The 442-nt window shown below is 48.0% G+C and carries 1 protein-coding gene; it reads right to left on the bottom strand.

What is annotated here, in order from left to right:
* Window positions 1-293 (bottom strand): hypothetical protein (locus FJV41_RS55835; RefSeq protein WP_220138019.1); only part of this gene is annotated, 293 nt, incomplete at its 3' end.
* Window positions 294-442: the final 149 nt, after the last annotated feature.

Raw genomic sequence — 442 nt, 5'->3', positions numbered from 1 at the left:
ACTTTCACCACTTCATCGTCCTGACCGGCCCAGAGGGCCACCTGCAGCCAGTCCGCCACCTGAGAAAGGGTTAAGGCATGCCGCAGCTGGTACTGCTGAAGGTAACTGAGAAAGGGGGCGTACTGACCTTGGCGCGCTTGCAAGATTTGCTGGTCATAGAGCGAATCCGCTCCCTGAACCAGCGCCGGGAAGAGCAAAAGCAAGCCGATTGATAGCGAGAGTTTCGTGTTGCGATTAAACAATAACGTATTTGAATAAGGTGATCTTTCCATTTCTATTTGCCATATGTTCATCAAGAATCCATTGCACAACACGACCGTCCTTTGACGGTGAGTTAAAGGATGAGGATGGTCCCATTTAGCTGACTGGCACTGCAGGTGAATGACCTATTGCAAACTAATAAACATATCTCCTGTTGATAAATGAATGGGTAATTTATACC

It is taken from the genome of Myxococcus llanfairpwllgwyngyllgogerychwyrndrobwllllantysiliogogogochensis (assembly GCF_006636215.1).
Taxonomy (GTDB): Bacteria; Myxococcota; Myxococcia; order Myxococcales; family Myxococcaceae; genus Myxococcus; species Myxococcus llanfairpwllgwyngyllgogerychwyrndrobwllllantysiliogogogochensis.
Note: the sequence above shows the minus strand (reverse complement) of the source record. Positions and strands in the feature narration are given on the sequence as shown.